General features: G+C 70.5%; 21 protein-coding genes. 15 read left to right on the plus strand and 6 right to left on the minus strand.

The window, feature by feature from the left end; translation table 11 throughout:
* Positions 1 to 142 precede the first annotated feature (142 nt).
* The 6 genes from CQ047_RS03275 (at position 143) to ddaH (ending at position 6,932) form a co-directional block, all read left to right on the plus strand.
* A complete protein-coding gene (locus CQ047_RS03275) occupies positions 143 to 1,423 on the plus strand; it encodes a M18 family aminopeptidase (RefSeq protein ID WP_105672855.1) in 1,281 nt (426 codons plus the stop codon).
* An 82-nt stretch (positions 1,424 to 1,505) separates the two neighbouring features.
* Complete coding sequence (locus CQ047_RS03280; RefSeq protein ID WP_105672856.1) at positions 1,506 to 2,954, plus strand: cytosine permease; 1,449 nt, start codon at positions 1,506 to 1,508, stop codon at positions 2,952 to 2,954.
* Entirely contained in the window at positions 2,951 to 3,517 is a 567-nt protein-coding gene (locus CQ047_RS03285) for a cysteine hydrolase family protein (protein WP_105672857.1), read from the plus strand. Before CQ047_RS03280 ends, CQ047_RS03285 begins: the two co-directional genes overlap by 4 nt.
* 57 nt (positions 3,518 to 3,574) lie before the next feature.
* On the plus strand, positions 3,575 to 4,630 hold the full coding sequence (locus tag CQ047_RS03290) for an alpha/beta hydrolase (RefSeq protein WP_105672858.1): 1,056 nt from the start codon (positions 3,575 to 3,577) through the stop codon (positions 4,628 to 4,630).
* A 108-nt stretch (positions 4,631 to 4,738) separates the two neighbouring features.
* A complete protein-coding gene (locus tag CQ047_RS03295) occupies positions 4,739 to 6,112 on the plus strand; it encodes a pyridoxal-dependent decarboxylase (RefSeq protein ID WP_105672859.1) in 1,374 nt (457 codons plus the stop codon).
* Between the two features lie 58 nt (positions 6,113 to 6,170).
* On the plus strand, positions 6,171 to 6,932 hold the full coding sequence (gene ddaH / locus CQ047_RS03300) for a dimethylargininase (protein WP_105672860.1): 762 nt from the start codon (positions 6,171 to 6,173) through the stop codon (positions 6,930 to 6,932).
* 225 nt (positions 6,933 to 7,157) lie between these two features.
* Here the strand turns inward: ddaH and CQ047_RS03305 are convergent, their stop codons facing one another.
* The 4 genes from CQ047_RS03305 to CQ047_RS03320 all read right to left on the minus strand — a co-directional run bounded on the left by CQ047_RS03305 (position 7,158) and on the right by CQ047_RS03320 (position 11,518).
* Positions 7,158 to 8,081 carry a universal stress protein gene (locus CQ047_RS03305; protein WP_105672861.1) on the minus strand — a complete coding sequence of 308 codons (924 nt, stop codon included), beginning with the start codon at positions 8,079 to 8,081 and terminating at the stop codon, positions 7,158 to 7,160.
* Positions 8,078 to 9,535: an amino acid permease gene (locus CQ047_RS03310; RefSeq protein WP_105672862.1), complete on the minus strand. Its 1,458-nt coding sequence runs from the start codon at positions 9,533 to 9,535 to the stop codon at positions 8,078 to 8,080. Before CQ047_RS03310 ends, CQ047_RS03305 begins: the two co-directional genes overlap by 4 nt.
* An 86-nt stretch (positions 9,536 to 9,621) precedes the next feature.
* A complete protein-coding gene (gene lysA, locus CQ047_RS03315; RefSeq protein ID WP_105672863.1) occupies positions 9,622 to 10,875 on the minus strand; it encodes a diaminopimelate decarboxylase in 1,254 nt (417 codons plus the stop codon).
* 46 nt (positions 10,876 to 10,921) lie between these two features.
* A complete protein-coding gene (locus tag CQ047_RS03320; protein WP_105672864.1) occupies positions 10,922 to 11,518 on the minus strand; it encodes a TetR/AcrR family transcriptional regulator in 597 nt (198 codons plus the stop codon).
* Positions 11,519 to 11,596: 78 nt separating this feature from the next.
* On the opposite strand from CQ047_RS03320, the gene CQ047_RS03325 reads away from it, so the two are divergent.
* From CQ047_RS03325 to CQ047_RS03350, 6 genes are all read left to right on the plus strand, one after another.
* Positions 11,597 to 12,619, plus strand: a complete 1,023-nt coding sequence (locus CQ047_RS03325) for an agmatine/peptidylarginine deiminase (RefSeq protein WP_105672865.1) — start codon at positions 11,597 to 11,599, stop codon at positions 12,617 to 12,619.
* 51 nt (positions 12,620 to 12,670) lie between these two features.
* A complete protein-coding gene (locus CQ047_RS03330; protein WP_105672866.1) occupies positions 12,671 to 14,380 on the plus strand; it encodes an amidase in 1,710 nt (569 codons plus the stop codon).
* Positions 14,381 to 14,466: 86 nt separating this feature from the next.
* A complete protein-coding gene (locus CQ047_RS03335; RefSeq protein ID WP_105672867.1) occupies positions 14,467 to 15,318 on the plus strand; it encodes a tryptophan 2,3-dioxygenase in 852 nt (283 codons plus the stop codon).
* Complete coding sequence (locus CQ047_RS03340) at positions 15,318 to 16,343, plus strand: hydrolase (protein ID WP_105672868.1); 1,026 nt, start codon at positions 15,318 to 15,320, stop codon at positions 16,341 to 16,343. Before CQ047_RS03335 ends, CQ047_RS03340 begins: the two co-directional genes overlap by 1 nt.
* Before the next feature lies 1 nt (position 16,344).
* Entirely contained in the window at positions 16,345 to 17,568 is a 1,224-nt protein-coding gene (locus CQ047_RS03345) for a kynureninase (protein WP_105672869.1), read from the plus strand.
* On the plus strand, positions 17,558 to 18,382 hold the full coding sequence (locus CQ047_RS03350) for a PaaX family transcriptional regulator C-terminal domain-containing protein (protein ID WP_105672870.1): 825 nt from the start codon (positions 17,558 to 17,560) through the stop codon (positions 18,380 to 18,382). The genes CQ047_RS03345 and CQ047_RS03350 overlap by 11 nt, the downstream gene beginning before the upstream one ends.
* 155 nt (positions 18,383 to 18,537) lie before the next feature.
* On the opposite strand, the gene CQ047_RS03355 is transcribed toward CQ047_RS03350, so the two are convergent.
* Positions 18,538 to 19,029 carry an FBP domain-containing protein gene (locus CQ047_RS03355; protein ID WP_105672871.1) on the minus strand — a complete coding sequence of 164 codons (492 nt, stop codon included), beginning with the start codon at positions 19,027 to 19,029 and terminating at the stop codon, positions 18,538 to 18,540.
* A 262-nt stretch (positions 19,030 to 19,291) separates the two neighbouring features.
* Between CQ047_RS03355 and CQ047_RS03360 the strand changes: the two genes are divergently transcribed.
* On the plus strand, positions 19,292 to 19,639 hold the full coding sequence (locus tag CQ047_RS03360; protein ID WP_105672872.1) for a hypothetical protein: 348 nt from the start codon (positions 19,292 to 19,294) through the stop codon (positions 19,637 to 19,639).
* A gap of 22 nt (positions 19,640 to 19,661) precedes the next feature.
* Here the strand turns inward: CQ047_RS03360 and CQ047_RS03365 are convergent, their stop codons facing one another.
* Positions 19,662 to 20,063 (minus strand): hypothetical protein, encoded by a 402-nt coding sequence (locus CQ047_RS03365; RefSeq protein ID WP_105672873.1) that lies wholly within the window; start codon positions 20,061 to 20,063, stop codon positions 19,662 to 19,664.
* 192 nt (positions 20,064 to 20,255) lie between these two features.
* Between CQ047_RS03365 and CQ047_RS03370 the strand changes: the two genes are divergently transcribed.
* Positions 20,256 to 20,462, plus strand: coding sequence for a CsbD family protein (locus tag CQ047_RS03370; RefSeq protein ID WP_105672874.1), 207 nt, complete (start codon positions 20,256 to 20,258; stop codon positions 20,460 to 20,462).
* Between the two features lie 104 nt (positions 20,463 to 20,566).
* The gene (locus tag CQ047_RS03375) at positions 20,567 to 21,958 is read left to right on the plus strand and encodes an MFS transporter (RefSeq protein ID WP_105672875.1); all 1,392 of its coding nucleotides are present in this window, start codon (positions 20,567 to 20,569) and stop codon (positions 21,956 to 21,958) included.
* Positions 21,959 to 22,003: the final 45 nt, after the last annotated feature.

A 22,003-nucleotide genomic window follows, 5' to 3' on the forward strand; every position in this document is an offset into this window, starting at 1 on the left:
CCCCGCGCATCGCTCGAACGATGCACCTCTCCGGTGTCGAGACTAGCCGAGAGGTCGTCTCGACTTAAGCCCTCCCCCGTGCTCCGTTGCCTGATCGAGACCCGATTACGATCGGAGGTGCACGCACGCAGGAAGGCCACTCATGCCCGTCGCTTCATCCGCCCTCGCCCACGCCGACGACCTCGCGGACTTCGTCTCCGCCTCACCGTCGAGCTACCACGCGGCCGAGGAGGTGGCGCGCCGGCTCGAATCGGCCGGGTTCTCCCGGCTGCGCGAGGAGGACCCCTGGCCCGCTCAGCAGGGCGGCCGGTTCGTCGTGGTCCGCGACGGTGCGGCCATCGCCTGGACCGTCCCGTCGGATGCCGTCGCCACCACGCCCTCGCATGTCCTCGGCGCCCACACCGACTCTCCCGGCTTCAAGCTCAAGCCGCAGCCCACGACCGGATCCGCGGGGTGGCTGCAGGCCGCCGTCGAGGTGTACGGCGGCCCGCTGCTGAACTCCTGGCTCGACCGGGAGCTGCGCCTCGCCGGCCGTCTCGCCCTCGCCGACGGCAGCGTCGTGCTCGCCGACACCGGAGCGCTGCTGCGTCTGCCGCAGCTGGCGGTGCACCTCGACCGTGAGGCCAACAGCGGCCTCGCGCTCGACAAGCAGTTCCAGACCCAGCCCGTGTGGGGCCTCGGCGACCCGACGCAGGCCGACATCCTCGCCGAGCTCGCGGCGTCCGCCGGTGTCGCGGCATCCGCCATCCGCGGCTACGACGTCGTGATCGCCGACACCGCGCGCGGCGCCGTGTTCGGCAAGGACAGCGCGTTCTTCGCATCCGGCCGCCTCGACGACCTCGCCTCCGTGCACGCGGGGGTCGTGGCGCTCGCGACGCACGACGCGGAGTCGGGCCCCATCGCCGTCCTCGCCGCGTTCGACCACGAGGAGCTCGGCTCCGGGTCGCGCTCCGGCGCTGCCGGCCCCTTCCTGGAGGACGTGCTCGAGCGGGTGTACTCCGGTCTCGGCGCCGACGGGTCCGAACGTCGCCGCGCCTACGCCTCGTCGTGGTGCCTGTCGAGCGACGTGGGGCACTCGGTGCACCCCAACTACGCCGCCAAGCACGACCCCGTCGTGCACCCGGTGCTGGGGTCCGGCCCCATCCTCAAGCTCAACGCGAACCAGCGCTACGCGACGGATGCCGTGGGCTCCGCCGCCTGGCGCTCGTGGTGCGAGAGCGCCGGGGTGCGCCCGCAGGAGTTCGTGTCGAACAACAACGTGCCGTGCGGCTCGACGATCGGCCCGATCACGGCGACCCGCCTCGGCATCCGCACCGTCGACGTCGGCATCCCGATCCTGTCGATGCACTCGGCCCGCGAACTCGCCGGGGTCTCCGATCTGCACGACCTGAGCCTGGTGGCCGGAGCCTTCTTCCGCGGCTGACGCTGCGCCGGAGACGGCACGCGGCGGAAGGTCGGCGCGCGCATCCGCCCCACGCGGGGTGCGACGGTGCCAGGATGTCGTCATGACGCAGAACACGGGCGCGCTGATCGAGCGTGCGGGCATCGAGATCATCCCGGAGTCGGATCGCACCGCGAAGCCGCGGGACCTCTTCTGGCCCTGGTTCGCCGCGAACGTGTCGGTGTTCGGGATGTCGTACGGATCCTTCATCCTGGGCTTCGGCGTCTCGCTGTGGCAGGCGACGGTCGTGTCGATCGTCGGGATCGTGGTGTCGTTCCTGCTGTGCGGGCTCATCGCGATCGCCGGCAAGCGCGGCTCGGCGCCGACCATGGTGCTCTCGCGCGCCGCCTTCGGTGTGCAGGGGCAGAAGCTCCCCGGCATCGTGTCGTGGCTGACGTCGATCGGCTGGGAGACGTCGCTCGCCATCACCGCAGTGCTCGCGACCGGAACGATCCTGCGCACGCTCGGCTGGGTGAGCGGCGAGGACGACACCGCGGTGAGCATCATCGCGACGGTCGCCGTGGCCGCCCTGATCGTCGGGGCCTCCGTGCTCGGCTACCACACCATCATGCGGCTGCAGTCGGTGCTGACCTGGCTGACCGGAGCCATGACGGTGCTGTTCCTGATCTTCACCTTCGGGCACATCCAGTGGGATACCGCGTTCTCCCGCCCCGACGGCACGTTCGCACAGACGATCGGCGCGCTCGTGATGGTCATGACCGGGTTCGGACTCGGCTGGATCAACATCGCCGCCGACTGGTCGCGCTACCAGAAGCGCACGGCATCCGACGGGCAGATCGTCGCCTGGAACACGATCGGCGGCTCGGTGGCCCCGATCATCCTGGTGTTCTTCGGGCTCCTGCTCGCGGGCTCCGACGACGACCTCGCGGCCGCCGTCGGCGGCGACCCGATCGGCGCCCTCGCAGGGCTCCTGCCGACGTGGCTGCTGTTCCCCTTCCTGATCGTCGCGATCCTCACGCTCGTGTCCGGCGCCGTGCTCGGCATCTACTCGTCCGGCCTGACGCTGCTCAGCCTCGGCATCCGCATCCCCCGCCCGGCCGCGGCGGCGGTCGACGGCGTGATCCTCACCGCCGGCACGATCTACGTCGTGTTCTTCGCCAAGAGCTTCATCGGCCCGTTCCAGTCCTTCCTCATCACTCTCGGCGTGCCGATGGCGTCGTGGGCCGGAATCCTGATCGCCGACATCCTGCGCCGCCGGAAGGACTACGACGACGCTGCGCTCTTCGACAGCCGCGGACGCTACGGAGCCTTCGACTGGCTCTCCATCGGCACGATGCTCGTCGCGACCGTGATCGGCTGGGGGTTCGTCATGAACCAGATCCCCGACACCGGATGGAACGACTGGCAGGGCTACTTCCTCGACCTGTTCGGCTGGCGCGATGACTGGGGCTACGCGAACCTCGGCGTGCTGTTCGCGCTGGTGCTGTCGTTCCTCGTGACCTGGTTCGGGCGGGCCGCGAAGATCCGCCAGCAGGAAGATTCCGGTCGTTGAGCGAGCGCAGCGAGCCGACACGCGCCTGGCTGGTCGTGATCGACCCGCAGGCGATCTTCGCGGCGCCCGACTCGGCGTGGGGCTCGCCGTTCTTCGCCGACGCCATGCCGCGCATCCGCGCCCTGGCGGAGTCCTTCGGCGAGCGCGTGCTCGTCACGAGGTGGATGCCGACAGCCGATCGCTCCACGTCGTGGGGCGAGTACTTCGCGGCCTGGCCGTTCGCCGATCAACCGCCGACGGACCCGCTGTTCGACCTGGTGCCGGATGCCGCGGACCTGTCCCCGCATCCGACCCTCGACCTGCCGACCTTCGGGAAGTGGGGTCCGGAGATCGAGGCGATCATCGGCCGCGGAGCGCACGTCGTCCTCGCCGGGGTCTCGACCGACTGCTGCGTGCTGTCGACCGCGCTGGCGGCTGCGGATGCCGGGGCGCGCGTGACAGTCGCCGCCGACGCGTGCGCGGGTTCCACGGCCGAGAACCACGCCGCCGCACTCCACGTGATGGGGCTGTACCCGCCGCAGATCACGATCAGCGACGCGGCATCGGTGCTCGCCGGGGACTGAGCGCATCCGTAGGAACCCACTCGGAATACTGGCACACTGGTGCGGAGGAGGGGTCCCATGAGCACAGCAGCGCCCGTCGAGGAGTCCACACGACCGGAGCGTCGCCGCCGACGGTGGCGCCGCACGAAGATCACTCTCGGCATCCTCCTCGCCGTCGCCGCGATCATCGCGATCATCGGATCGATCACACCGTGGCCCTCCGCGATGGTGATCCGGGCGGTGTTCACGAAGGGCGGAGACGACACAGCCGCGGAGATGGACCGGCACGTCCCCGACACGAAGCTCACCGAGACCCTCGACGTGGCGTACGCAGACGGCGGCGCGGACACCACGATGGACGTGTTCTCACCGGCATCCGCCTCGGGCCCGCTGCCGACCGTGGTCTGGATCCACGGCGGCGCCTGGGTGTCGGGCGCGAAGGAGAACGTCGACCCCTATCTCCGGATCCTCGCCGGCGAGGGGTACACGACGATCGCGGTGAACTACACGCTCGGCCCGGAGGGCGTCTACCCGCTCGCCGTCACGCAGCTGAACGAGGCGCTGGCGTACATCGACGCGCACGCCGAGGAGCTCGGCGTCGATCCGACGCAGATCGTGCTCGCCGGGGATTCGGCGGGAGGTCAGCTCGCGAGCCAGCTCGCGACTCTCATCACGAACTCCGACTACGCCGAGATCATGGGCCTCGCGCCCGCCCTGCGGCCGGATCAGCTCGTCGCGACCGTCCTGAACTGCGGGGTCTACGACCTCTCCGCCCTCGCCGAGCTCAACGGCCCCGTCGGCTGGGGGTTCAAGTCGTCGATGTGGGCGTACTCGGGCGCCAAGGACTGGGCTGAGGGCTCGACCGGCGCCACGATGTCGACCATCGACTGGGTGACCGCAGACTTCCCGGCGACCTACATCTCCGGCGGCAACGGCGACGGTCTCACCTGGCTGCAGTCGATCCCGATGGCGAAGCGCCTCGACGAGCTGGGCGTCGACGTGACCACGCTGTTCTGGCCCGCTCCCCACGCGCCGCAGCTGCCGCACGAGTACCAGTTCCACCTCGATCAGCCCGACGCGCGGACCGCGCTGGAGAAGACGATCGCGTTCCTGGACGCGCACACCACCCGCTGACCCCTCGCCCGCGCCCGAGAGGAGGGCGGGAGGATGCCACGGAGCCGCCGTTCTGTTAGCGTTTCCCTGCCTCGGCGGGTGTGCCGCGGGGCGAAAGAGGAGTGTCCGATGAACCCGACGCGGATGCACGCGGCGACCGATGAGCAGGCGTCGATCGTCGACGCGGTGCTCGACTACTCCCGCCGGCGGATGCTGGCACGGGACGTGCCGCTCGACAAGCCCTTCCCCCCTGGGGAGCTGCGCCGCCTCGCCGGCCGCACCATCACCGACGAGGGTATCGGCGGCACCCGCGCGCTCGCGCTCTTCGAGCACATCCTCGCGCCGGCGTGCCTCACCGCGAGCCACCCGCGCTACCTCTCCTTCATCCCGACCGCCCCGACGACGGCGGCGATCGCTTTCGACCTCGTCGTGTCGGCATCCGGCCTGTACGGCGGCAGCTGGCTCGAGGGCGCAGGCGCCGTGTACGCCGAGAACGAGGTGCTGTCCTTCCTCGCGGCCGAGATCGGCTTCCCCGAGGGCGCCGGAGGCGTGTTCGTGCAGGGCGGCACGATCGGCAACCTCTCGGCCCTCGTCGCCGCGCGTGACGCCGCCAAGCGCCGCCTCGAGGAGGCCGGCACTCCGCTCCCGCCGCGGTGGAAGCTCGTCTGCAGCGCCGAGGCGCACTCCTCGAACAAGTCGGCGGCGAAGGTCATGGACGTCGACACCATCGCCGTGCCCGCGGGCGCCGACGGCAAGCTGCACGCGGAGTCCGTGCGCGAGGCCCTCGTCGAGCACGGCGACGCCGTTTTCGCGGTCGTCGCGACCTCCGGCTCCACCAACTTCGGCATCATCGACGACATCGAGGGCATCGCCGCGCTGAAGGACGAGTTCGAGTTCTGGCTGCACATCGACGGCGCCTACGGCCTCACCGGCATCCTGGCCCCTGAGGCGCGGCACCACTTCCGCGGCGTCGAGCGGGCCGACTCGGCCATCGTCGATCCGCACAAGTGGCTCTTCGCCCCGTACGACTGCTGCGCGCTGCTCTACCGCGATCCCGAGACCGGCCGTCGGGCGCACACGCAGCACGCCGAGTACCTCGACACCCTCACCGACAGCGACGACTTCAGCCCCTCGGACTACGCGATCCAGCTCACCCGGCGCCCCCGGGGGCTTCCGCTCTGGTACTCGCTGACCACCTACGGGGTGCAGGCGTACCGTGACGCGGTGTCGAGCACGCTCGCGCTCACGCAGCGGATCGCCGAGGAGATCCGTCGTCGCCCCGGGTTCACGCTCGTCCGCGACCCGCAGCTCACGGTCGTCGTGTTCGAGCGCGACGGCTGGGACCGCGACGACTACGCCCGCTGGTCCGACGGGCTGCTCGACTCCCAGTACGCGTTCGTCGTCCCGAGCTCGCACGCCGGACGACCCAACACGCGCTTCGCGATCGTGAATCCGCTGACCACCTTCGAGGACCTCGTCGCCATCCTCGACACCATGGAGTGACCTGATCCACCGGGACCGCCGGTGGCTCGCCCACGCGGGCCGCCGGTATTCTTGAGCCATGTCACGCCTTCTCGTCCGCCGTCCCTCTCCGCGTCTCGCCGAAGGCGAGCTCACCCACTTCGAGCGCGTCCCCGTCGACGCCGAACTGGCTCAGCGACAGTGGGAGCAGTACGTCGACGTCTACCGCGGACTCGGCTGGGACGTCATCGAGATCGACGCCGCCGACGAGCACGCCGACGGCGTCTTCGTCGAGGACACCGTGATCATGTTCGGCGACCTCGCCGTGCTCAGCCGCCCCGGCGCCGACTCCCGCCGCGGCGAGATCGACTCCACGCGCGAGGCTCTGGAGCGCGCCGGCATCCCCTTCGTCGCGATCGAGGCCCCGGGCACGCTCGACGGCGGAGACGTGCTCAAAGTCGGCACGACCGTCTACGTCGGACAGACCCTGCGCTCGAACGCCGACGGCTTCGCGCAGCTGCGCGACCTTCTCACCCCTCGTGGCTGGACGGTCGTCGCCGTGCCCGTCACCAAGGTGCTCCACCTCAAGAGCGGTGTCACCGCACTGCCCGACGGCACCATCATCGGCTACCCGCCGCTCGTCGACGACGCCTCCGTGTACCCCGAGTTCCTCCCGGTGCTGGAGGAACAGGGCACCGCGGTCGTCGTCCTCAATGACACGACCGTGCTCATGTCGTCCGAGGCGCCGCAGAGCGCCCAGCTGTTCCGCGACCGCGGACTGACCGTGATCGAGACGCCGATCAGCGAGTTCGAGAAGCTCGAGGGCTGCGTCACCTGCCTCTCGGTGCGCGTGCGCGACTGAACAACGGATGCCGGGACCGCGGTCCCGGCATCCGCCCGTCGCATCCGTCCCGGCGTCCGTCCGCCGCCAGAACTCCGGAGAAGCGCCGCGATCCGGGTGGAAGCGGCGTGATCCGCGCCGATGCAGGCAGGATCTCCGGAGTTCTGGCGCAGGTCGGCAGCACCGCCAAACGCAGGCGCGCAGCGCCGCCAGGCACAGGCCGGCAGCCCCGCGTGACGCAGGCGCTCAGGCGCCCGGGTCCTCCGCCGCTTCCAGAAGCTCCCCCGCCGCGCCGCGGGGCACGACGATCACCGGGACCGGCGAGTGCCTGACCACCTTCGTCGCGTGCGAGCCGAGGAACACCCTCGCGATCGGTCCGAGCGAGCTGGACCCCACGACGAGCACGTCGTCGGCCGCCCACTCGACGTCCTCCATCGCGCGCGCCCAGGAATCGCCGACTCCGACGACCGCGCCGTCGAGAGCGGGCGTGCGCGGCAGTGCGGAGACGTCGCGCAGGATCTCCGCGGTGTGCTCATCGATCATCCGCACCCACTCATCGGCGATGCCCTGTTCGGCGGAGAGGCCGACGCCCGCCGTCACGCTCCCCTCGGGGACGACGGCGAACGAGGCGATCCGCAAAGAGGCCCCGATGCTCTGCGCGACGCCGGCGGCCCCGAGCACCAGATCTTTCGCGGCCTCCGTGCCCCCGTATGCCGCCGTGACCCGGCGCACGGTGGCCGTGGGCTTCGCCCTGAACCCGCGCGGCGCGATCGCCACAGGCACCGGCGACGCGTGCAGCAGCGCGTCGTTCACCGAGCCGAGTGTGATGTGCCCGAAGGCCCCGCCCGACGACGACCCGACCACGACGAGGCTCGGGTCGTGCTCCTCGATCAGCTCCAGGATGCCGCGGTGGGCGGAGCGCGCCGAGTGCTGGAGGAACGTGGCCTTCACGCCGCCGAGCTCGGAGGCCGCGTGATCGAGCACGACCTCCGCTGAGCCGCGCAGATAGTCGCGCCACTCCACGTCGGCGTTCCTCGCGAGCGGCGGCCACGTGAGCGGGAGGACCGCCGCGACGATCAGCTCGGTGTCGGCCGAGCGCGCCAGCATCGCCGCCAGCTGCGGCACCGCGACCGAGCGGTGCCCCGGGCTCACCGCCACCAGGATGCTCATCGCTCGTCCTCCTCCACCTGACGCACGGTCGAGGTGAAGGGGATGTCGGCGCCGGCCGCGGCCTGTCGCCCGAGCGTCGAATGCGTGCGTCCGTAGAACCAGTAGTAGACGAGGAACGCGGCCGTCCAGATCAGGAACACGATGATCGTGATCGGACGCAGCTGCGTGATGATCCAGATGCAGCCGAGGATCGACAGCACGGGGATCAGCGGATGCAGCGGCAGGGTGAAGCCCCGCTCGATGTTCGGCTCGCGGCGGCGCAGGATGATGACGGCGACCGAGACCACGAGGAACGCGACGAGGGTGCCGATGCTGGTCATCTCGAGCAGGAAGTTGATGGGGACGAACGCCGCGAGGACGCCCACCACCGCGGCGACGATCATGGTGTTGCGCGCGGGGGCCAGCGTGCGCGGGTTCAGCTTCGAGAACACCGGCGGCACCATGCCGTCCCGCGACATGGCGAAGAGGATGCGGGTCTGACCGTAGAGCACGACGAACGTGACGCTGAAGATCGAGACCACGGCTCCCGCCGCGACAACGGTGCCCGGCCACGACGAGCCGATGATCGACTCCAGGATCACGGAGAGCCCGGCCGTCTGCCCCTCGAACTTGTCGGGCGCCTGTGCGCCGATCGCGGCGACGGCCACGACGACGTACGCGACGACGACGATGATCAGCGCCATGATGATCGCGAGCGGCAGGTTGCGCTTGGGGTTCTTGGCCTCGCCGCCGGCTGTGGACACGGCATCCAACCCGATGAACGAGAAGAAGATGAGCCCTGACCCGGCGATGATGCCCTGCAGCCCGGCCGGAGCGAAGTTCGCGAAGTGGTCGGCGTTCCAGCCGGTCAGCGCCACGGCGACGAAGAACACCAGCACGCCGATCTTGACCATGACCATGATCGCGTTGATGGTGGCGGACTCCCCGGTGCCGCGCAGCAGCAGCAGGGCGCACAGGGCGATGACGATCACCGCCGGCAGGTTCATGATGCCGCCCTGCTCGGGGGCGTTGGAGAGCTCCGGCGGGATCTGGAAGCCGAACAGGTTGTCGAGCAGCTGGTTGACGTACTGCGACCAGCCGACGGCGACGCCGGCCGTCGAGACGCCGTACTCCAGCAGCAGACAGGCCGCCACTCCCATCGCCGGAGCCTCGCCGAGCGTCGCGTAGGCGTAGGAGTATGTCGATCCGGAGACGGGCACCGACCCCGCCAGCTCCGCGTAGCAGAGCGCGGTGACACCGGCGACGGCGCCGCCGATGACGAACGACCAGATGACCGCCGGCCCCGCGATCGGGACGGCGCTGGAGAGCACATAGAAGATGCCGGTGCCGATCGTGCCCCCGACCCCGATCATCGTCAGCGCGAAGAGCCCGATACTGCGTTTCAGGCCCTCCTCGCTCGCGATCTCCTGCGTGGTGGGCTTACGGCGCAGCAGCTGCTGACTCAACGACGACATGGATGTTCTCCCCACTGTTTCGGGACGATCGTCATCGACCGTCTCCACAGAATCCTCCTGTCAGAGGAATTCCACCAGTACCGCGATCAGAGATCCCTCACAAAGAGGTCGTCCCAGGTCTCGCGGCGCACCACGGCGCGTGCGCTGCCGTGGTCGGCGAACACCACAGGCGGGCGTCGGTACCCGTTGTAGTTGTTCGCCATGGTGTGCGTATAGGCGCCGGTCGCCGGCACGGCGAGCAGGTCTCCCACTCGGGCCGACGGCAGGGCGATGCCGTCGATCAGCACGTCGCCGCTCTCGCAGTGACGGCCGACGACGACGGCGTCTTCGGTGGCTTCCTCGCCCATCCGCTCGGCGAGGACCGCCTCGTAGCGCTGCCCGAACAGCGCGACCTCGAGGTTGTCTCCCATGCCGCCGTCGATCGCGACGAAATTGCGCGCATCGCGCTTGACGGTCGTGACCGTGTACAGCGTCGTCGCGGCGGCGTTGACCATACTCCGGCCCGGTTCGGTGATGAGCTCGGCGGAGGCTGGGAGGTGCGCGCGGGCGGCGCCGATCAGCGCGTCGAGGTAGTCGGAGACAGATGCCGGATGCTCGGAGTACGTGTAGCGGGCGCCGAGCCCTCCGCCGAGGTCGTACACCTCGAACTCGCCCATCGCGGCCAGCGGCTCGACGGCGGCCGCGAGCTCGGCGGGGTCGAGGATCTGCGAGCCGACGTGCGCGTGCACGCCCCGCAGGTCGATGCGGTCGCTGCGCCGCAGTCGCTCGATCAGGGGCTGTGCGGCCTCGGGGGTGAGGCCGAACTTGGAGCCGACCTGTCCCGTCGCGACGTGCGGATGCGTCGACGACTCGACGCCGGGAACGATGCGCACGAGGACTCCCTGGCGAGAGCCCGCCGGAACGGCCGCCTCGATGCGATCGACGTCGTCTTCGTTGTCGACCACGATGAGGCCGACGCCGTGCGCCACGGCGTACTCGATCTCCTCGGTCGTCTTCGCGTTGCCGTGCAGCACGACGAGCGCAGGGTCCACCCCGGCCTTCATCGCGCTGCGCAGCTCTCCTCCGCCCGCGACGTCGAGCCCCAGGCCCTCCTCGACCATGACGCGCTGCACGGCCGTCGCGGGGAAGGACTTCGACGCGAACACGACGCGCGCCCGCGGCCAGCGGCGCACGAGCTCCTCGCGGTACTCCCTCGCCCGTGCGCGCAGGGCGGGCTCGGCCACGACGATCGCCGGTGTGCCGAACTCGCGCGCGAGGTCGTCGACCCGGCATCCGGAGATCCGCAGCACGCCGTCGGCGACGTCGGACCCCGCGGGGAGGAGTGTGAGCGGATCGTTCATGGGTGTCTCCTGGTCATCTGGGCCGTCGCGTCGTCGCGTCGGCGGATCAGTCTGCGTGGTCGAGCACGGCCGACAGGGTGCGGCGGGCGAGCTCCGCCCTGTCGTGCGGGGCCCATTTGACGAGCGAGTGCGCGCTCATGCCGTCGACCATCGCGAGCAGCAGCCAGGCGGCCGACGCGGGGTCGACTCCGCCGGGGCCCGAGGCGCGGATCACGTCCTCCAGCCCGCTCTGCCACAGGTCCATCTCCTCGCGCACCCGCTGACCGAGGGCCTCGTTGCGGGCGCCGAGCGACCACGACTGCACCCACACCAGTGCGACGTCGTCTCTGGTGCGGTCGAGCAGCGTCTCGACCAGCGCCTGCAGGTTCTCCCTCAGGTCGCCGCTGGGGGCGAAGCCGCCGAGCACCTCTTCGCGCTCGGCGGAGACGATGTCTCCGAAGACCTCGGCGACGAACTCGTCCATGACCGGGCGGTAGTGCGCGATGAGCGCGGGCGTCACGCCGACGCGGCTCGCCACCGCGCGCACCGTGAGGGCCTCCAGGCCGCTCTCGTACGCGAGCGCGGTCGCGCCGTGCAGGATCGACCGCTCGCGCTCCTCCGGCGGCATCCTCCGCGGTGCCGCGGCTCTTGACGTGGTGCTCATCGGGAGATACCGTAGCACTCGTTGATCGGGTGTTCAATAGCGATGACGCGCTCACCCGCCACCAGCGAGGAGAACCCCATGAACTGGCGAATGCCCGCCGAGACAGCCCGCCACGACCGCATCTGGATGGCCTTCCCCGCCGAGGGTCCCACGCTCGGCGAGAGTGCAGCGGAGCGCGAGGAGGGGTACGCCACGTGGACGGCCGTCGCGCACGCCACGTCGGAGTTCACCCCCGTGTCGATGCTCGTCGACCCGAGCGAGCTCGACCGCGCCCGGCGCATGCTGAGCGGCGCGATCGAGATCGTCGAGGCGCCGGTCGACGAGTTCTGGATGCGCGACTCCGGACCGACGTTCGTGGTGTCGGACGACGGCCGCCTCGGCGCCGTCGACTGGATCTTCAACGGCTGGGGCGCCCCCGAGTGGGCGCAGTGGCAGAAGGCGTCGCAGCACGCCCGCATCATCGCGGGCGCCGTCGGCGCCGAGCTGGTCAGCTCCGTCCTCGTGAACGAGGGCGGCGGCATCCACGTCGACGGCGAGGGCACCGTGCTCCTCACCGAGACGGTGCAGCTCGACCCCCGTCGCAACCCCTTCGCCGACCGCGAGCGGGTCGAAGCCGAGATGCTCCGCACGATCGGCGCCACGAAGGCGGTGTGGCTGCCCCGTGGCCTCACCCGCGACTACGACGACTTCGGAACCAACGGCCACGTCGACATCGTCGCCACGCTCGCCTCCCCCGGCCGTCTGCTCCTGCACGAGCAGCAGAACCCCGAGCATCCCGACTTCCTCGTCTCGCAGGAGCTCCGCGCACACCTGGAGCAGCAGACGGATGCCGCTGGCCGCAGCTTCGAGATCATCGGCCTGCCCGCCCCCTCCACCCTGAGCGACGACGAGGGCGTCGTCGACTGGAGCTACGTCAACCACCTCGTCACGAACGACGGCGTGATCGCGTGCGGCTTCGGCGACGAGCAGGCTGACGCCGCCGCCCGCGCGATCCTCGCCGACGCGTACCCCGGCCGTTCCGTGGTGACGGTCGACGCCCGGCCGTTGTTCGCCCGCGGCGGCGGCATCCACTGCATCACACAGCAGCAGCCCACCCTCTGACGGCGCCCAGCAGCGAACGAGACGAAACGCCTCACCCCCCAAGGAGCACTCATGTTCGATGTCGTCGAAGCCTCGATCGCCGACCTGCGCCGCGCGCTCGAGACCGGAGCCGCCACCTCGGTGGAACTCGTCGAGGCGTACCGGGCGCGCATCGCCGCCTATGACGCCCCTGGCACGGCGACCGCGCTGAACGCCGTCGTCGTCGTGAACCCGGACGCATCGGCCGAGGCCGCCGCATCCGACGCTCGGCGGGCGGCGGGGGCCCTGCTCGGGCCGCTCGACGGCATCCCGTACACGGCGAAGGACAGCTACCTCGTGAAGGGGCTCACCGCGGCCTCGGGCAGCCCGGCGTTCGCGGATCTCGTGGCGCAACGCGACGCGTTCACGATCGAGCGGCTGCGAGCGGGCGGGGCTATCTGCCTCGGGCTCACGAACATGCCCCCGATGGCGAACGGCGGCATGCAACGGGGCGTCTACGGGCGCGCGGAGAGCCCGTACAACGGCGACTTCCTCACGGCGCCGTTCGCCTCGGGCTCCTCGAACGGCTCCGGCACGGCCACCGCTGCAAGCTTCGGCGCGTTCGGGCTCGGGGAGGAGACATGGTCGAGCGGGCGCGGACCCGCGACCAACAACGCCCTGTGCGCCTACACGCCCTCGCGCGGAGTGATCTCGACGCGCGGCAACTGGCCCCTTGTGCCCACGATGGACGTCGTCGTGCCGCATGCGCGCACCATGGCCGACCTGCTCGAGGTGCTCGATGTGATCGTCGCCGACGACGCGGAGACCCGGGGCGACTTCTGGCGTTCGCAGCCGTGGGTGCCGCTGCCTGCGGCATCCGCCGTCCGGCCGGAGTCGTACCCGGCACTCGCGGGCTCGGTCGCTCTCGACGGCGTGCGGATCGGCATCCCGCGCATGTACATCAACGCCGACCCGGATGCCGGGACGGCCGAGAACCCCGGCATCGGCGGCCCCACCGGGCAGCGCATCGAGACCAGAGCCTCCGTGATCGCCCGCTGGGAGGCGGCCAGGCGCGACCTCGAAGCCGCCGGCGCGACCGTGGTCGAGGTCGACTTCCCCGTGGTGTCGAACTACGAGGGCGACCGGCCCGGTGCTCCGACCATCGCGACCCGTGGCCTGGTGACCCCGGAGTACCTCGAGCGCGAGATCGTCGATCTGTCGGCGTGGGGCTGGGAGGACTTCCTGCAGGCCAACGGCGACCCGGCGCTGTCGACCCTCGCCGACGTCGACGGAGCCGCGATCTTCCCGCACCCCGATGGCGCCCTGCCCGACCGCTACACGGGGTTCGACGACGACATCGCCGAGTACCCCGGCTGGGTGCGCGACAATCCCGGCGTCGGATTCCTCGACATGCCCGAGCTCCCCGACGGCCTGCGCGGGCTGGAGGAGACCAGGCGACTCGACCTCGAGGAGTGGATGGACGGGCTCGGCCTCGACGCCGTCGTGTTCCCCGCGGTCGCCGACGTGGGCCCTGCCGACATGGACGTGAACGCGGCATCCGCCGACCTGGGCTGGCGCAACGGCACCTGGATCGCGAACGGCAACCTCATGGTGCGCCACCTCGGCGTGCCGACCGTGACGGTGCCGATGGGACTGATGGACGACATCGGAATGCCGATCGGGCTCACCTTCGCCGGGCGCTCCCACGACGACAACCGCCTGCTGGCGCTGGCCACCGCGTTCGAGGCGACGGGGGCTCCCGGCTCCCGCCGCACTCCCCCGCCCCGCACCCCGCGCCTCTAGTCGCGGCCGCACGGCGGCGGGCTCCTCATCATCTGCCAACATTTCATCATTGTGACGCCCGACACAGAAGTGATATCTTCAACGGCATGGGCACCGAGAATGAGCGCGCACTCGAAGAGGGCATCGTCACCGACCTGACCGGGCGGATGACCTACGGCTCGTACCTGTCGCTCGACCAGCTGCTCACGGCGCAGCATCCGGTCAGCGTGCCCGAGCACCATGACGAGATGCTGTTCATCATCCAGCACCAGACCACCGAGCTCTGGCTCAAGCAGCTGCTGCATGAGCTCTCCTCCGCTCGCGAGCTGCTCGCGAGCGACGACCTCCGCGAGGCACTGAAGCGGGTCGCGCGGGTGAAGAAGATCCAAGACGTGATGACGCAGCAGTGGTCCGTCCTGGCGACGCTCACGCCGACCGAGTACGCGCAGTTCCGCGGTGCGCTCGGCAGCTCCTCCGGCTTCCAGTCGGTGCAGTACCGGGCGGTCGAGTTCGCCCTGGGCAACAAGAACGAGAAGATGCTCAGCGTCTTCCGCGATCACCCCGCGAACCTCGCCCTCCTGACGGCCGAGTGGGAGAAGCCCACCCTGTACGACGAGTTTTTGCGCTACGCCTCACGCCGCGGTCTGCCGGTCCCGGCCGAGATCCTCGAGCGCGACGTGCGCCTGCCCTACCGCGAGACCCCCGCGCTCGTCCCGGCGATCCGCGAGATCTACCAGAACCACCAGGAGAACTGGGATCTCTACGAGGCCTGCGAAGACCTGGTGGACCTGGAAGACAACTTCCAGTTCTGGCGCTTCCGTCACCTGAAGACCGTGGCCCGCACGATCGGCATGAAGATCGGCACCGGCGGTTCCAGCGGCGTCGGCTTCCTGCAGCGGGCCCTCGACCTCACGTTCTTCCCCGAGCTGTACACCGTGCGCACCGAGATCGGCGGCTGATGAGGGCCGCGACGTTCTTCGACGGAGAAGGATGGCGCGGGGGCACGCTGTCCGTCCACGGCGACCGGATGCTGCTCGCCTCCGGCTCCCCGGCATCCGACCTGCCACGCCTCGACGGCGTGATCGTCGGCGGCTTCACCGACCACCACGTGCATCTTCAGCTCGTCGAGCACACCCGACTCGACGGCTCGCGACTGGGCCGCGTGGTCGACCTCGGCGCGAACCCGGACGTGGTCGCCCGGCTCGCCGCTCACAACTCCTCAAGAATCGCCGTCGGCCCCGGGGAATCGGGCCGATTCCCCTCGAAGTCCGCAGATCTTGAGGAGTTGCGAACACCGACCGCCGGACGCGCGACCGACGTCGAGTACGCCGGGGCCTTCCTCACCGCGGTCGGAGGGTATCCCTCCGACCGGAGCTGGGCGCCGACGGGATCCTTCCGCGAGATCGCGACCGCCGAGGATGCCGTCGCGGCCGTCGCCGAGATGGCGGATGCCGGAGCCACGCGCATCAAGGTCGCCTGCAACAGCAGCGCGGGGCCGGTCCTCGACGACGACCTCTTCCGCACGATCGTCGAGCTGTCCTCGCTGCGCGGACTCCCCGTCGTCGCCCATGCGGAGGGGCCAGGCCAGGCGCAGCGCGTCGCACGGCTCGGAGCCCGCTCCCTCGCGCACGCCCCGTTCACCGAGCCGCTCTCCGACGCGGAGATCGCCGCGCAGGCGGCATCCGTCTCGTGGATCTCCACCCTCGCCGTCCACGACGACGCCGGCCGGGCGATCGCCGTCGACAACGTCCGCCGGTTCCACACCGCGGGCGGCGCCGTGCAGTACGGCACCGACATGGGCAACGGCCCCACGCCGGTCGACCTGAACCCGCGCGAACTCGACGCGCTCCGCGAGGCGGGCGTCGACGGCCCCGCGCTGCTGCGGGCGCTCGCCCCGGTCGATCCGCTCGATCCGGCATCCGTGCTGCTCCTGCTCCCCCACCCGACCTCCGACCCGATCGACGCCCGACCCCTGAAGGTGTGACATGACCGACCTGCTCGCCACCGCCCGCTCTCTCGACGCCGCCGATCCGCTGCGCTCGCACCTCGCGGCGTTCGCCGACATGCCCGGCGTCGGCGCGTATCTCGACGGCAACTCCCTCGGCCGCCCGCTGCGCGACATCCCGGAGAAGCTCGCCGCCTTCGTGCGCGAGGACTGGGGCACCCGGCTCATCCGCTCGTGGGACGAGCAGTGGATGGCCCTGCCGATGCAGCTCGGCGACCGCATCGGCGCTCTTGCCCTCGGCGCGGCGGCCGGGCAGACCGTGGTCGCCGACTCCACCAGCGTGCTCATCTACAAGCTCATGCGCGCAGCCGCAGGGGCGGACCCGACGCGCACGGAGCTCGTGATCGAGGCCGGCAACTTCCCCACCGACCGCTTCATGGCGGAGGGCGTGGCCGCGGAGACCGGCATGACCGTCGTCTGGCTCGAACCAGACCCCGTGCACGGGGTGACCGTCGCCGACGTCGAGGGCGTTGTCTCCGCGCGCACGGCGCTCGTGTCGCTGAGCCACGTGGACTACCGCTCCGGAGCTCTGGCCGACATGCCGTCGATCACCGCGGCCGTGCACGAGGCGGGCGCCCTGATGATGTGGGACCTCTGCCACTCGGTCGGCGTGATCCCGATGCAGCTCGACGAGTGGGGCGTCGACCTCGCGGTCGGCTGCACCTACAAGTACCTCAACGGCGGTCCCGGTTCGCCGGCCTTCGCCTATCTGCGCCGGTCGCTGCAGGGGGTGCTGCGGCAGCCGATCCAGGGGTGGTGGAGCGCTGCCGACATCTTCGCGATGGGGCCGGAGTACGTGCCGGCTGGCGACATCCGCCAGCTGCTGAGCGGCACCCCTCCGGTGACGTCGATGCTGGCCATGCGGGGCATGCTCGACCTCATCGAGCAGGCGACGATCGAGGGCGTCCGCGCCAAGTCGCAGTCGTTGACCGATCTCGCGGTGACGGCCTACGACGAGGTGCTGGCCCCGCTCGGGGTGCGCCTGCTGAGCCCGCGCGATGCGGACCTCCGCGGCGGGCACGTGACGATCGGCCACCCGGACTTCCGTGAGGTCACGCAGCGGCTGTGGGCCGACGGCATCATCCCCGACTTCCGTTTCCCCGACGGCATCCGCCTCGGGCTCTCACCGCTGAGCACCTCGCACGTCGAGACGATCACGGGGGTCCTCGCGGTGCGCGACGCCCTGGAGTCGCATGGCCGCTGATCAGCTCCCGGTGCTCGATGACATCGACGCCCGCCCCGGCAGCACGGCCTCGCTGCTGCGGACGATCGTCGGCCTGTACCTGCGCCGCCTGGACGGCTGGATCTCCGCGGCCGATCTCGTCTCGCTCGCCGGGGACCTCGGCATCCCGTCCGCCCTGGCGCGCACCGGCATCACCCGGCTCAAGCAGAAGGGCCTGCTGCTCGCGGAGCGCGACGGCACAGCGGGGTATCGACTGAGCCCCGCCGCACTGCCGATGCTGGAGGCGGGTGATCGACGCATCTTCCGGATGCGCACGATGACGGATGCCGACACCTGGTGTCTCGTGTCGTTCTCGATCCCGGAGAGCGAGCGCAGCGTGCGCCACCAGCTGCGCAAGCGGCTGCAGTGGATCGGGGCCGGCGTGGTCTCCCCTGCGCTGTGGATCTGCCCCGGCCACCTGCAGGACGAGGTCGAGCGCATCCTCGACGACCTGGGCGCCCGGCAGTGGGTGACCCTGTTCCCCGCGGGTGCGCCCACCACGGCCGTGCCCGTCGTGGAGGCCGCGGCGAAGTGGTGGGATCTCGACGCGCTGCGCCGCGAGCACCTCGCGTTCCAGGAGTCGCTCTCCGCCCTCCCCGCCGCGCCCTTCGCCGCCTACGTGCAGCTCGTCGACACCTGGCGCGTGCTGCCGTACGTCGATCCGGGGCTGCCGCCCTCGATGCTCCCGGACGACTGGCCGGGGGCGCGCAGCTTCGACGAGTACGCCCGCCTCTCGTCCGCCCTCGCCGAACCTGCGTGGGCGCACGTCCGCGGCGCCACCGGCGGCATCGACTGACACCACCGAGGTCTCCGGAGACTGTCGGCCCACGCAGCGCGCCAGAACTCCGGAGATCCGGGCGGGATCAGCGCGCAGAGCGATGACTCGCCGTCGCCGATCCCGGATCTCCGGAGTTCTGGCGGGCAGGGCATGGGCCCCGCCCGCGCAGGACCTCAGGCGGAGTCCTCGACCCCCCGGAGGAATGCGAGCACGTGCTCCTCCAGCCGCAGGATCCGCAGGTCTCTGGCGAGCTCGCGATCGTAGCCCTGGTACGCGAGGGGCGGGAGCACGCGCACGTTGCGCGAGCATCCGAACTCGGCGCAGATGAGCGTGCCGATCGAGTCGCCCTTGCGCCCGGCAGGTCCTGCCTTGCGCGCGACGAACAGCTGCACGTCGTTGCGGAGGGTGACGTCGTCGCACCAGGAGCACTGGGCGCGTGAGGCGACCCGCTGCTCGGCGCGCTGCAGGAACACGCCGACCGCCTGCTCGTCGCGCCAGGCGATCACATAGGCGCGGCGGGGCTGCTTCGGATCGACCCAGCCGAGGTAGTCGAGCCGATCGAAGTCGATGTCGGCGAAGCCCGGAGGCAGCGTGAGGTCGGAGACCTCCTTGCGGGAGGCGTTGATGAAGGATGCGCGGATGGCGCGCTCGTCGATGGGACGCATGACAGAACAGTGCTTTCGTGGAAGGGGTGAGGTGGGTACGTCTCAGCACCGGGGACGGGGGTTCCGCCTCCGGCTGATCGTCAGCCTCTGCCCGCGGCGCTGAATGCGCCTGCGGCTCCGTTCCGCGCCTGACCGGCGCTCATCGACAACAGCACCCGGCGAGCTTACACCCGTTTGTTTCGTCTCGTGTCGGCGCCGGTTCCCTCGCCGTGATCCCGCGCCTACTCTTGCGGGAACGCCATCCGATCGACAGGAGAACCCCGTGTCCACGCCGCTGAACCGCCTTTCGCCCCTCCCGGTGCGTGAGCGTGCGGCGTGCATGTGCCAGCACGGAGACGTCTGCTCCTCGTTCGCGTCGGGGCACGGTCTGCACCTGATCCAGGCCCGACTCGCCTCGGCGACGCCGGCCGAGTGGGTCGACGCGATCGTCGAGCAGTCGGATGCCGACTCCGGCGAGCTCGTGGTGCGCACGCTCGACGGCGACGCGCACTCGCTGTGGAACGCCACCGGCGCCGCGCTCGAAGCCGCAGCGGGAACGCCGGTCGCCCTGCACGCGCGCTACGGCGTGCTGGCCGTCGGGCGGACGCAGTTCAACGTCGCCTCGGTCTGAGGCGGCGCGGATCCGTTCCGGATCAGGCGGCCGCCATCATCATGTCCTTCATGGCCATGCAGGCGTCCATGCAGGCCTTGCACGCCTGAGCGCACATCTTGCAGACCTCGCTGTCGTCGGCGTGCATCATGCACATGTCCATGCAGGTCTGGCACATCGCCATGCAGGCGTCGAGCATCGACATCATCGACGCGGGGGTCATGCCCTGCATCCGCATCATCGACCGCATCATCGTGTTGCACATGTCGGCGCAGTTCATGCACGACGGCGCGCAGTCCATCATCTGCGTGGAGCACACGGTGCAGGCCTGCTCACAGGCCGAACACGCGTCCATGCACGCCTGCATGACGGACATGTCCATCATCGCCATGTCGGGCATCGACATCATGTTCTTCGACATGGCGCCCATCATCATCGAGTCCATCGCACACCGCTCTCCTCTGGGGGTCAGCGGGCAGGACAGCCCGCCTGACGCCAGAGTAGTCCCCGCCGCATCGCACGTCGATGGGCGGTTTCCGCTGTCATGCGAGAAGCCGGATGTCAACCCCGTGGCCCTGCTCGCGCTCGGATGCGAACGTGGCCTCTTCGAGCGATCCGTCGACGAGAGGAAGAGCGCATGAGCGCAGCAGACGACATCAAGAACGCCGCCGAGAAGCTGGCCGGAAAGGTCAAGGAGGGCGTGGGCAAGGTCACCGACAACGAGAAGCTCGAGGCCGAGGGCCGCGCCGACCAGGTCAAGGCGTCGGCGAAGCAGGCTGCAGACGACGTCAAGGACGCCGCCAAGAAGGCCGGCGAGAACCTGCGGGGCGGCTTCAAGGAGTAGTCGCGCGGCCCCACGGGCCCACCACGTATCGGAAACGCCTTCCCGCACGCACGCGGGGAGGCGTTTCCGATCCACCCCTCCCTCTTCGGCAGTAGTGTCGGGCTGTGTCATCCTTCGCCCCTCTGCAGCGGCTCGTCATCACGATCGCGATCCTCGCGTCCTTCGTGACCTTCCTCGACGGCACCGTCGTCAACGTCGCGCTCCCCGCGATCAGCCGGGAGCTGGGCGGAGGCATCACCACCCAGCAATGGGTCGTCGACGCGTACCTCATCACACTCAGCGCACTGATCCTGCTGGCCGGGTCGCTGTCCGACGCCTACGGCCGCGTGCTCGTGATGCGGATCGGCCTCATCGCCTTCGGCGTGGCATCCGTCGCCGTCGCCGTCGCCCCCGACCCGCTGGTGCTGATCATCGCCCGCGCGGGGCAGGGCGCCGCAGGAGCACTGCTCGTGCCGAGCTCCCTGGCGCTCATCACCGCGACGATGCGCGCCGACGTGCAGTCGCGCGCGATCGGCGTGTGGACGGCCTTCACCACGGCGGCGCAGCTGGTCGGCCCGCTGCTCGGCGGCCTCTTCGTCGACTTCCTGTCCTGGCGCCTCGTCTTCCTCATCAACGTGCTCCCGATCGCGGTGACGCTCTTCCTCCTCTCGCGGCTGAAGCTCGACGAGCGCCGGAGCGGCGTCCGAGTGGACTGGTGGAGCGGGGCGCTGTGCGCGCTGGGACTGGGTTCCGTGGTGTTCGCGCTCATCGAGCAGCCGACCAGGGGCTGGGCCTCTCCGGTGATCTGGGGCCCGGGCATCGCCGGCATCCTGCTGTTCGCGCTGTTCCTCTGGCGGCAGGATCACTCGGCGTCGCCGCTGCTGCCGATGTCGCTGTTCCGCGTGCGGGACTTCGCCTGGGGCAACCTGGCGACGCTGTTCGTCTACGCCGCCCTGTCGCTCAACGGCTTCGTCGTCGGCGTGTACCTGCAGCAGGGCGCAGGTCTCACGGCCACCGCCGCCGGGCTCGCGAGCCTGCCGATGACGATCCTGATGATCCTGGTCAGCTCGCGCGCCGGCGCCTGGGCCGGACGCCTCGGCCCCCGCATCTTCATGACGGTCGGCCCGCTGGTGATGGCCGTCGGCGCAGTGATGCTGCTGCTCGTCTCGGAGCACTTCGACTACTGGTGGCAGGTGCTTCCGGCCATGATCGTGATGGGCCTCGGTCTCTCGCTGACGGTGGCTCCGCTGACCGCGGCGATCCTCGGCGCGATCGACGAGGCGCACTCCGGCATCGCGTCGGCCGTCAACAACGCCGTCGCCAGGGTCGCCGGCCTGCTCGTCGTCGCGATGCTCTCGACGATCGTGGGCGGCACGCTGGACCTCGCCGGATTCCACAGCGCGGCCTGGGTGACGGCGAGCCTGCTCGTGCTCGGCGGCGTCGTGTCGTGGATCGGGATCCGCCGCAACCCCGCCGAGGAGGCGCAGGCGGCGGACGCCGCCGACGCACCCCGTTGACCGTGTCGGTGGCCCGGCGCAGACTGGGGGCACCGCCACGAAACC

The sequence above is a fragment of the Microbacterium sp. MYb72 genome (assembly GCF_002979415.1).
Classification (GTDB): Bacteria; Actinomycetota; Actinomycetes; order Actinomycetales; family Microbacteriaceae; genus Microbacterium; species Microbacterium natoriense.

Bases quoted from the DNA above. Each gene is read 5' to 3' on its own strand.
- CQ047_RS03275 (WP_105672855.1), top strand. From the start codon at position 143: ATGCCCGTCGCTTCATCCGCCCTCGCCCACGCCGACGACCTCGCGGAC.
- CQ047_RS03280 (WP_105672856.1), top strand. From the start codon at position 1,506: ATGACGCAGAACACGGGCGCGCTGATCGAGCGTGCGGGCATCGAGATC.
- CQ047_RS03290 (WP_105672858.1), top strand. From the start codon at position 3,575: ATGAGCACAGCAGCGCCCGTCGAGGAGTCCACACGACCGGAGCGTCGC.
- CQ047_RS03295 (WP_105672859.1), top strand. From the start codon at position 4,739: ATGAACCCGACGCGGATGCACGCGGCGACCGATGAGCAGGCGTCGATC.
- ddaH (WP_105672860.1), top strand. From the start codon at position 6,171: ATGTCACGCCTTCTCGTCCGCCGTCCCTCTCCGCGTCTCGCCGAAGGC.
- CQ047_RS03305 (WP_105672861.1), bottom strand. From the start codon at position 8,081: ATGAGCATCCTGGTGGCGGTGAGCCCGGGGCACCGCTCGGTCGCGGTG.
- CQ047_RS03310 (WP_105672862.1), bottom strand. From the start codon at position 9,535: ATGTCGTCGTTGAGTCAGCAGCTGCTGCGCCGTAAGCCCACCACGCAG.
- lysA (WP_105672863.1), bottom strand. From the start codon at position 10,875: ATGAACGATCCGCTCACACTCCTCCCCGCGGGGTCCGACGTCGCCGAC.
- CQ047_RS03320 (WP_105672864.1), bottom strand. From the start codon at position 11,518: ATGAGCACCACGTCAAGAGCCGCGGCACCGCGGAGGATGCCGCCGGAG.
- CQ047_RS03325 (WP_105672865.1), top strand. From the start codon at position 11,597: ATGAACTGGCGAATGCCCGCCGAGACAGCCCGCCACGACCGCATCTGG.
- CQ047_RS03330 (WP_105672866.1), top strand. From the start codon at position 12,671: ATGTTCGATGTCGTCGAAGCCTCGATCGCCGACCTGCGCCGCGCGCTC.
- CQ047_RS03335 (WP_105672867.1), top strand. From the start codon at position 14,467: ATGGGCACCGAGAATGAGCGCGCACTCGAAGAGGGCATCGTCACCGAC.
- CQ047_RS03340 (WP_105672868.1), top strand. From the start codon at position 15,318: ATGAGGGCCGCGACGTTCTTCGACGGAGAAGGATGGCGCGGGGGCACG.
- CQ047_RS03345 (WP_105672869.1), top strand. From the start codon at position 16,345: ATGACCGACCTGCTCGCCACCGCCCGCTCTCTCGACGCCGCCGATCCG.
- CQ047_RS03350 (WP_105672870.1), top strand. From the start codon at position 17,558: ATGGCCGCTGATCAGCTCCCGGTGCTCGATGACATCGACGCCCGCCCC.
- CQ047_RS03355 (WP_105672871.1), bottom strand. From the start codon at position 19,029: ATGCGTCCCATCGACGAGCGCGCCATCCGCGCATCCTTCATCAACGCC.
- CQ047_RS03365 (WP_105672873.1), bottom strand. From the start codon at position 20,063: ATGGACTCGATGATGATGGGCGCCATGTCGAAGAACATGATGTCGATG.
- CQ047_RS03370 (WP_105672874.1), top strand. From the start codon at position 20,256: ATGAGCGCAGCAGACGACATCAAGAACGCCGCCGAGAAGCTGGCCGGA.